This window comes from Candidatus Obscuribacterales bacterium, from assembly GCA_036703605.1.
In the GTDB taxonomy this organism is placed as follows: domain Bacteria; phylum Cyanobacteriota; class Cyanobacteriia; order RECH01; family RECH01; genus RECH01.
Window position 1 is genome coordinate 1 of record DATNRH010000421.1, and the last position, 2,285, is coordinate 2,285.

The following is a 2,285-nucleotide window of genomic DNA, read 5'->3' on the forward strand; positions in this document are numbered from 1 at the left end:
GATTTTGCCGGAGATGGGGTTTGGGGCTGAAGATGGCGATCGCCTCGTCAGTGCTTTCAGCGGTGGTTGGCAGATGCGCATGAGTTTGGGAAAAATTCTGCTGCAAAGTCCAGATCTGCTGCTTCTGGATGAACCGACTAACCATTTGGATTTGGAAACCATTGAGTGGCTGGAAATTTACCTGAAGGCTCTGAATACACCGATGGTGATCGTGTCCCATGACCGGGAGTTTCTCGATCGCCTCTGCACCCAAATTGTGGAGACTGAGCGGGGCGTATCGACAACCTATCTGGGCAATTACAGCGCTTATTTGGCTCAGAAAGAAGAAGCTCAATTGGCCCAGCTCAGTGCCTATGAACGGCAGCAAAAGGAACTGGAGAAGCAACAGGCCTTTGTGGATCGCTTTCGGGCTAGCGCTACCCGCAGCACCCAGGCGAAGAGCCGGGAAAAGCAACTGGAGAAGGTAGAACGCATTGAGGCTCCTACAGGACATTTGCGATCGCTGCGGTTTCAGTTTCCTCCCGCGCCGCGCAGTGGTCGGGAAGTGGTGCGTATCCAAGATTTGGTTTATGCCCACAATGAAGACATTTTGTTTCTCGGGGCCAATTTGTTAATCGAGAGGGGCGATCGCATTGCTTTTCTGGGCCCCAATGGCTGCGGTAAATCCACCCTGCTGCGGTTGATCATGGGCATGATTAAGCCGGATGAGGGAACGGTGGCTATCGGCGAACACCAGGTGATCCCCAGCTATTTTGAGCAAAACCAAGCGGAAGCGTTAGATTTATCTAAAACCGTGCTCGATACCATCCACGATGAAGTGCCCGACTGGACGAACGAAGAAGTGCGGACGCTGTTGGGGACGTTTTTGTTTAGCAAAGATACGGTTTTTAAGTCGGTTGAATCCTTGAGCGGTGGCGAAAAGGCGCGATTGGCGCTGGCCAAAATGCTGCTGCGCTCAGCTAACTTATTGATTCTCGATGAGCCAACGAACCATTTGGATATTCCCGCTAAGGAGATGCTGGAAGAGGCTCTGTGTCAGTACGATGGCACCCTAGTGTTGGTCTCCCACGATCGGTACTTCATCTCTAAGGTGGCAACCAAGATTGTGGAAATCCGCGATGGAGAACTGCGGCTGTATCGGGGTGACTACCACTACTATCTGGATCGTCTAGCTGAGGAACAGGAGAAAGCTAGACTGGAGGCGATCGCCGCTGAGAAAGCGGCCAAGGCAGACGCTAAGCGCGAAAAGCAAAAGCAAAAACAGCAGTCAAAACGTTCCTAAGTGGCGATCCCCACCGGATCCTGCCTGCCGCTCTAGTATATTTACCCAGAAGTTCTCTTCTTCTAGGGTGAGTAATCTATGGTTGACCTATGGGAATCCTGTCGCAATCAGCCAATAGAGGCTTGTTTGTAGACTGTTTCAAAGGATACGTTTCACTATATGCTTAGAGCATCATGGCTCGATCCGCGCTAGATCTACCTTGAAACGTCTTGCGTCACATCCCCAATTAGGGATACATTCTCGATGGTACGGTTGCTGCGCAATTTCACGATCGCACAGCAAGACTTAAAACATTTAGCACTAGTAGATAGGGACTATCCACATGGTACAAGAGCCGATCTCTCCAGTGGTTCTAGTCATCTTAGATGGTTGGGGGTATCGTGAAGAGGCTGATGGCAATGCGATCGCCGCTGCCCGTACCCCTGTCATGGATGCACTCTGGGCAACATATCCCAGCACCCTAATTCGCACCTCAGGCAAAGACGTTGGGCTGCCGGGGGGGCAAATGGGGAACTCTGAAGTCGGTCACCTGAACATCGGTGCAGGTCGGGTGGTTCCTCAAGAGCTGGTGAGAATTACAGACTCTATTGAAGATGGCACTTTTCTCAGTAACGCCGCGTTAGTTCGTGTATGCCAACAGGTGCAGCAGTCGGGAGGCAAGCTGCACGTGATGGGCCTATGTTCTGAGGGAGGCGTACATTCCCACACGGAACACCTCTATGGATTATTAGAACTTGCTAAGGATCAAAACCTAACTGATGTTTGCATCCACGCCATTATGGATGGACGTGACACGATGCCTACGGATGGGCTAGAGATGATCCAACGGATGCAACAAAGGGTTCAAGATATCGGGCTTGGACGCATTGTTACCATTAGCGGCCGTTACTATGCCATGGATCGCGATCGCCGCTGGGATCGGGTGAAGCGCGCCTACGATGTGATGACTCACAATAGTCCTTCGGTACAGCAATCTGCCACTGAGGTGCTGCAAGCCTCCTAC

General features: G+C 51.7%; 2 protein-coding genes. Both read left to right on the forward strand.

The annotated features are described in order from the left end of the window. A partial coding sequence (locus V6D20_08695; protein HEY9815859.1) for an ABC-F family ATP-binding cassette domain-containing protein occupies positions 1 to 1,282 on the forward strand: 1,282 nt, incomplete at its 5' end. A 322-nt stretch (positions 1,283 to 1,604) separates the two neighbouring features. Further along, the coding region (locus tag V6D20_08700; GenBank protein HEY9815860.1) for a 2,3-bisphosphoglycerate-independent phosphoglycerate mutase at positions 1,605 to 2,285 on the forward strand (681 nt) is incomplete at its 3' end.